This window comes from Leptolyngbya sp. FACHB-711, from assembly GCF_014695615.1.
Taxonomy (GTDB): domain Bacteria; phylum Cyanobacteriota; class Cyanobacteriia; order Elainellales; family Elainellaceae; genus Leptolyngbya_A.
In genome coordinates, this window is record NZ_JACJOR010000103.1 from 1 (window position 1) to 7,148 (window position 7,148).

The 7,148-nt window shown below is 52.7% G+C and carries 7 protein-coding genes; 4 read left to right on the plus strand and 3 right to left on the minus strand.

What is annotated here, in order from left to right:
• Nucleotides 1-1,171: glycoside hydrolase family 3 N-terminal domain-containing protein (locus tag H6F80_RS03100; RefSeq protein ID WP_190790149.1), on the plus strand; the 1,171-nt coding region annotated here is incomplete at its 5' end.
• An 8-nt stretch (nucleotides 1,172-1,179) separates the two neighbouring features.
• Here the strand turns inward: H6F80_RS03100 and H6F80_RS03105 are convergent.
• The 3 genes from H6F80_RS03105 to H6F80_RS03115 all read right to left on the minus strand — a co-directional run bounded on the left by H6F80_RS03105 (nucleotide 1,180) and on the right by H6F80_RS03115 (nucleotide 3,750).
• Nucleotides 1,180-2,295, minus strand: coding sequence for a DUF3086 domain-containing protein (locus H6F80_RS03105; protein ID WP_190790150.1), 1,116 nt, complete (start codon nucleotides 2,293-2,295; stop codon nucleotides 1,180-1,182).
• A gap of 49 nt (nucleotides 2,296-2,344) precedes the next feature.
• Entirely contained in the window at nucleotides 2,345-2,761 is a 417-nt protein-coding gene (locus tag H6F80_RS03110; protein WP_190790151.1) for a DUF3119 family protein, read from the minus strand.
• A 194-nt stretch (nucleotides 2,762-2,955) separates the two neighbouring features.
• The gene (locus tag H6F80_RS03115; RefSeq protein WP_190790152.1) at nucleotides 2,956-3,750 is read right to left on the minus strand and encodes an MlaE family lipid ABC transporter permease subunit; all 795 of its coding nucleotides are present in this window, start codon (nucleotides 3,748-3,750) and stop codon (nucleotides 2,956-2,958) included.
• A gap of 240 nt (nucleotides 3,751-3,990) precedes the next feature.
• Between H6F80_RS03115 and H6F80_RS03120 the strand changes: the two genes are divergently transcribed.
• The 3 genes from H6F80_RS03120 (at nucleotide 3,991) to H6F80_RS03130 (ending at nucleotide 6,774) form a co-directional block, all read left to right on the plus strand.
• Complete coding sequence (locus H6F80_RS03120; protein WP_190790153.1) at nucleotides 3,991-4,287, plus strand: hypothetical protein; 297 nt, start codon at nucleotides 3,991-3,993, stop codon at nucleotides 4,285-4,287.
• A gap of 129 nt (nucleotides 4,288-4,416) precedes the next feature.
• Nucleotides 4,417-5,502, plus strand: a complete 1,086-nt coding sequence (locus tag H6F80_RS03125; RefSeq protein ID WP_190790154.1) for a hypothetical protein — start codon at nucleotides 4,417-4,419, stop codon at nucleotides 5,500-5,502.
• A gap of 51 nt (nucleotides 5,503-5,553) precedes the next feature.
• Entirely contained in the window at nucleotides 5,554-6,774 is a 1,221-nt protein-coding gene (locus tag H6F80_RS03130; RefSeq protein WP_190790155.1) for a lipid-A-disaccharide synthase-related protein, read from the plus strand.
• Nucleotides 6,775-7,148 lie beyond the last annotated feature (374 nt).

A 7,148-nucleotide genomic window follows, 5' to 3' on the forward strand; every position in this document is an offset into this window, starting at 1 on the left:
GGCGGCATTCTTCCAGGGGGCGCAGTCGGTTTCGATTTTAACCACGGCGAAGCACTTTCCGGGGCATGGCGATACAGCGATCGATTCCCATCTGGAACTGCCCGTGATCGATCACGATTTAACCCGCTTACAGCAAATTGAACTGCCGCCGTTTCAGCAGTCGATCGGGGCTCAAGTCGATGCAATAATGACGGCTCATATTCGTCTGCCTGCCCTCGATCCCATCCATCCAGCAACCCTGTCGCGATCAATCCTCACGGGGCTGCTGCGCCAACAAATGAACTTTGACGGGCTGATTGTCACCGATGCCCTGATTATGGGCGCGATTCTCGACCGCTATGGGGCAACCGCAGCCCCAGTCATGGCAGTCGAAGCAGGGGCAGATATCGTGCTAATGCCTGCGGATCCGGAAGGAGCGATCGACGCGATTTGTGAAGCCGTTGAAACCGGACGAATTCCGCTAACGCAAATCCAAGCATCGCTCGATCGCATCTGGAAAGCAAAACAGAAGGTCAGCGATATGCCAATTACGGGCAGTAGCACCCATGACTGGGAAAGACACACGCCGCCCCCGATCGATCTCACCCAACTTGCTCAGCCCGAAGCGATCGAAACTGCCAATGTGATTTTGCAGCACTCGACGCAAATCTATCGCTCTAACGGGGACAGGCTAGAGCAGTTCTTGAGCCAGCGCCTGATCGCAGCCCTTGCCGATCGTCTTGCACCACGCAATCTGATTCTGGTAGATGATGCCTTAAATTGTGGTTTTCTAGCGCGATCGGCCCCAGCAGTCACCCTTCCTGCCGAGTTGGGCTGCTCATTACAAGTGCTCGATCGAAATACGATCGGCTTGCTGACGGCTGAGACCAATCCTCCCCCTACGCTGCTTCAGCTTTTTATTCGGGGTAATCCATTTCGCGGCAGTGCAGGACTGACTCAGACCGTACAGGAGTTGGTGAGCCGCTTAATTCGTGAGGATTCTGCTTCGTTGGGCTTGTTTGCCCTGGTGGTGTATGGCAGTCCCTACGCACTGGAATCCCTGACTACCCAGCTTCCGCCCGATCTGCCCTATGGATTTTCATACGGACAAATGCCAGCGGCTCAGACGATCGTCCTCAACCGCTTGTTCGGGAATGGGCAGCAAAAACAGAATCAACCCTTCACCGACTGAACGAACTCTTAATACATCACCGGATTCATGGGGTCGGGTGCAAAGGCAAGCCACAGCGGAAACTGCAGCAGCGATAGGCTGATCATTTCTTCGGACTCATCGACCAGAATCAGCGGCAGTTGCTTTTGCTTCACCAGCCGATCGGCTCGCTGCACAAGCGGTTCGGGAGCTTCAAACAGCACAATGCCTTCCTCTGTGCCAAAATCGCCGCGAGAAATGCCGAGACAGTCCTGCAAGCCGCGCCGCCACTCCCCCAGCCGTTCAGGAGAATTGCCCAGAATTAGCGGGCGCAGCCGCTCTCCGTATAGCTCGTTCAGAATCGAGATCACGGCTGAGGCAATCAGAATGTTTTGCAGGCGTGACCCCATCGATCGAATTGCGCCCCGCCCACCCTGCGTAAAGAACCAGTTTGCCACTCGCTCGGCGTGAATCGGCTCAAAGGTGCGGCGCAACTGCCAGGGAGGACCATAGTAATCGGGCATGGTGCGATACTGATCCAGCAGTTTGCGAATGATTTTTGTTTCGTCCTGAAACTTCTTCTCGGCGAACTGAGGCGTTGCAGCTTCGGGCTGCGGCGGTTGTCCGCCTGCTGGGGCACTGGTTGGGGCTTTAGCGGCTACCGGACGCTGCTGGATTTCCTCGATCGGCGGCGTGAGCTGAAGCTGCTCGGCGGCGGCTGCCAGATCTTGCAAACTGCCCACCAGATAATCTTTGAAGCCCTGCACACGAATGGCTAAATCCTGCGACGCTCCGGCAAAGGTAGTTCTCATCTCATTTTTAATCCGCTCCTGCCGCCGCTCTAGCTGCTCAATCGATAGCTGAAGTGCCTGTTTGCGCTGTTCCAGATCGCCCAAGCTTTCCTTTACCAGTCGCCCGATCGCTGTTTGAGCTTCGGTGACTTGCCGTTGCAGCATTGCATTATAGGAAGTTTGCAGCGATGCAATTTCCTGCTGAAGCTTTTTCTCTTGCTGGCGCAGATCCGCGACCCGCCGCTCCAAGTCGTTTACTTCTGCCGCAGATGCCGAAGACGCTGCCGCGCTGGGAGGAACGCTGCTAGAGCCGAGATTGAGAGGAATGGGAGGTCTTCCAGTTGAGTCTGAAGGAAAAGACGAATCAGAATTCATAATGCTTAATTCGCAGTTTAATGAATCACAGCCTGAAGGCTGTACAAAATTATCGATCGCTCACTGAATCAATGCGGGGACAGCGTTGCTCCAGGCAAATTCGCAGCAGTTTCGCATCAAACAGCACAGGCAAAAAGTGAATGCTCTTCACTTCCTTGAAGTACAGCAAAATCGGAACGTTAACCCAGAAAATGCGCCAGTTTTGCCATTCCTGATAGGGAAAGCAGCGAATCATCTTTTCTCCTCGATACACCTCCAGGGCGACGGGCGTAAATCGCAGCCGCAATGTTGCTGCCTGAATGAGAAGAAACAAACCCAAAAGGGCGATCGTCCCACTCACCCAGGAATTAACAAACCAGAGGGGAATCGCCGCCAGCACCAGCACGATCGGAATTGCGTAGCTGGGTTCAAGCTGAACTGTCTCAGTGGCAGCAGGTGGAGTCGAAGCGGTGGGTGAGGTAGTCATGGCGATCGCATCCCTCAAACGTTAAACAAAGCCTTTTCTATTTTAAGGGACAGGCTTAATCTGCGACGCTGAATGTGGTTTTACCTGCTCAGCCTGATGCCCCCAGAGGAAAACCGCTTGTCACCGCCTCAGCAACTCCACCGATTAACCTTACAAATTGAACCGTTGTAAATTAACCGCTACAAATTAAACCGTTATAGATTAAACAGCTCGCTACCCGGACCCTGAAACATCAGCCAGGAAAGGAAAAAGTTTGTAATAAAGATCGTGAGCAGTGCCGTGACGACTGCCGTTGTGGTCGATTGCCCTACCCCCTTTGCGCCGCCCGAAGTCGTGAGTCCCCAGCTTGAGCCAATCACGGCAATCAGCGAACCAAAGACGCCGCCTTTGATCATGCCGCTCACCAGATCCCATGGGGTCAAAAAGTCGCGCACCGAGTTGAGAAAAACTTCGTTCGAGATGTTGTAAAGCGTATCAGCAACCAGCAATCCGCCAATCAGACCTGTCATAAACGAAAGAATGGTGAGGATTGGCAGCATCAGGCAGCAGGCGACGACTCTGGGAATCACCAGATAGTCGATCGGGTCAGTTTTGAGCATATACAGCGCGTCGATTTGCTCTGTTACCTGCATTGCGCCAATTTCAGCCGCAAAGGCAGACCCCACCCGACCCGCCAGAATCACAGCAGTCAGTACCGGAGCCAGTTCTCGCGCCAGCGCGATCGCCAACACGCCTCCGATCGCCGACCCTGCCCCAAAGCGAATAAACTCGCGAGATACCTGAATCGTAAACACCATACCGACAAAGGCCGCCGTCAGCAGCGCGACCAGTACCGAAGCCGGACCGACTGCCACCATTTGATCGATCGTATTACGCCGCTGGACTTTGCCTTTCAGCAAATGAACCACCACCTGCCCGCCCAAGAGGGTTGCAGCCAGCAGACGTTGGAGCCATCGTCCCAGATCTGTTGTTTGTCCCGTTTGAGTCAATCTTCTTAATTCCTGTACAGAGCCACCGATCGAGCTAATTCTTACAGACTATAAAAAAACAGACTGTAAAAAATTGTCATCTTAAACATAACCTATGTCTGTGTGGACAGCGTTTCTTAATAACCATTTAAGATTTCTGACAGGTGCTCGGAACATCGGCGATCGGCGACTATCTTAGAACTTAAGAAATTGAACATTGAATGCAGAACCTTCCCGTTGTCCGCCACCCCTTCTGCCGCTATGACTAACATCACTCATCTTTTTCGCTCCTTGGTGCTTACTGCAATCTTTAGCTTTATCGCGCCTGTTGTTCTTACAATCGTTCTGTTTGCGATCGCACGCGGGTGGGCATACTTGCCCCAGCAGGAGTCGTTAAGCCAGTTCGCAATTGCTCAAATTGCCTACTTTTTGAGTATTTTTGGAAGCGGCAGCCAAGTCCAGGGTGTTGTATTGATTGGTACTGTTTGTAGCCTGGTGGGTGTCCTATTTAATGCTTACACCCAATACCGATATCAGAACCTCGGGAATTACGAATAGCAGCCCCAAATCGCCTGCGATTGACTGTTCCGCTGCATTATTCTTAGAAGAAAGTTTCTGATTAGCTTGATAGAACCCGCATTTCGGCTTAGGTTCTATCTAGTATTAAGTTGCATCAGGGTGAGGAATGTGTCAAAGGACTGGACAGGGTCGGTAGAAATCCTGGCAATCGCAATCTCGGTGGTCTGTTTGCTGATTGCGCTATTTACTCAAGCAGTGATTCCGGCAGTGCTGGGAATGCTGCCCCTTGTGATTGCAGTGGGTTTAAACAGTCGGCATCGTCGCCAGATTGAAGTCTCCAGGACACAAAGTCAGCTTCGGATCAACCGCCTTGAGCAGGCCTGCGCTGACCAAACGGCATTTGTTAATCGCCTTGCAGGAGCAGCCCCAACCGTGCCGGGTCAGGAAGCAATTTTGATGCGGATGCGGCGGGCAATGGCAGAATCCTACGCGAAAACTCAGAATCGTCTGATTGCGCTGGAGACAGGCGAAGTCAACAGTTTACGGCAGGATGTCTCCAGTTTGCGATCGGACTACGAGACCCTTCAGCAAAGGCTGGATGAACTGCCGCAGTTGCTCGATCGGGTGCAGCACATTGAGCAGTATTTGCACCAGCTTCAGGCACATTTGAACTATTTTTCGCAGCATTTTGCGCCAGCGGCGATCGGCGAAGAGCTTGAAGCACTGAAACACCAGCTCAGCCAGTTCCCGGAACAATCCTTAAACGAGACTATCAACGAGCTAAGCTCCCGGTTGATTCACACCGAAGCAGCCATTCAAGATCTCAACTGCCGCTTTACTGATAGCCTACAGCCAGTTCTCCCGTCGCGAGCAGGAGCCTATGTATCTGAGGAAGTTTATGTACTTCAGATTTTGAGACAAAAGCTTCAGGAGCCAGAAACCATTTTGCATCCCGATCATAGCGTTGAGCTACCCACAGGGATGGGCGTACAGATGCGATTTGTGAGACTCATCCGGCAATCTGATGCAATCTCAATTTGTGAGAAACTGGTACGAAACTCGGAATTACAAGTTCCCGCAGCGACGCTCTCCTGGGTCAAAAACCGCTTTACTTCGGGGGTGCGCGACCTGGAAACGGTCATCTACCGCAACCGCTATGGCAATTCAGATAAATACCTTTTTCTTTATGAGGTAATGCGGCTTGTAGACGATCTGATTGCCGAATTTGATGCCGTCCAGGTGAGTGAGCTTTAGGCTGGGTTCACCTGATTCAGCAAATTCTTTTAACCCTGCGCCTTCTTTGCCATGCGTCTCCTTTGTATTAGTAACGGACACGGGGAAGACACGATCGCGCTGCGAATTGTGCAAGCACTCCAGCAGCAGTGCACCGCGATCGAAATAGCCGCACTGCCGATCGTCGGAGCAGGACGAGCCTACCAGCAGCAGGGCATTCCGATTGTGGGAGCCGTGAAGCCGATGCCCTCAGGCGGATTTGTCTACATGGATGGGCGGCAGCTCGTAAGGGATTTACGAGGCGGACTGGTACAGCTCACCCGCACTCAACTTCAGACCGTGCGATCGTGGGCAAAACAGGGCGGCGTCATTCTGGCAGTAGGAGACATTGTGCCCCTCTTGTTTGCCTGGTGGAGTGGTGCGCCCTATGCTTTCGTGGGCACGGCGAAATCTGAATACTATTTGCGGGATGAACATGGGTTGCTGCCCCGGCGATCGTGGTTTGAGCAGCTCGAAAGCTGGTCGGGGTCGGTGTACTTGCCCTGGGAACGATGGCTGATGAGCCGTCCGCGCTGTCGGGCTGTGTTTCCCCGCGATCGAATCACGACGAACTTTTTGCAGCAATGGCAGATTCGCGCCTTCGATATGGGCAATCCAATGATGGATGGCCTGGAGCCGAGCGGTGATTCCTTTCTGCCGTCAATGGAGCCGTCGATGGAGCCGCCGCCGATGACCGTTGCCCTGCTGCCCGGCTCACGGATTCCTGAAGCGTATGACAACTGGAATCTGATTGTGGAGTCTGCGACTGCCCTGCAAAAGATGATGCCCGATCGATCCCTGCTATTTGTGGCGGCGATCGCTCCGGGGCTAGATCTGACCCAGTTTCAGCAAACGCTCCGCGTCCAGGGCTGGCGGCAGCAAACAGATGAATCTTATGGACAAACCAATGCGCGGCTGGTGCTAACCCCTGCGTTTAACAACTGCCTGCATCAGGCAGATTTAGGCATCGCAATGGCAGGAACGGGAACTGAACAGCTTGCAGGCTTGGGTAAACCCGTGATTACGCTGCCCGGAAAGGGACCCCAGTTCACACCTGCCTTTGCCGAAGCTCAAACCCGATTGCTGGGCTGCTCGGTTACGCTGGTCAACCAGCCGCACCTCGTTCCATCTGCGGTCAAGGCGTTGCTCAATGACCCCGATCGCCTGTATCAGATTCAGCAAAACGGGCAGCAGCGCATGGGAACGAGTGGAGCAGCTCAGCGAATCGCAGCCCATCTTCTGAACGCGTTTTAGCGGAAAGTAGTCCTGGCTACAATCCCTAAAAATCATTACGTTCAGGGATAGTTACACAGCTTTAACTTATAGTCAAAAGGTTTCATGATCAAAAGGTTTCATGATCAATAAGGCTCCTGATATTGCTTCTCCCAGTGAGGGCACAAAATTAGGACAATTCAAGTCAAGACAAATTCAGATCAAGATAAACTCAGGTTAGGACAGAGAGGTACGGGGTAGTGATCCTGTACCAGAGTTTTGCCTTTCCTGAAGAGCGGCTTAAATCATAAACTGCATCAGCCTCGCAGCGATCGGCATCAGCAAAAGGGTGTTTAGGAAACGGATAATCTCTTTGTTAATCTATTAAGAGACGGTTGAGAGAATAGCTTCACTGG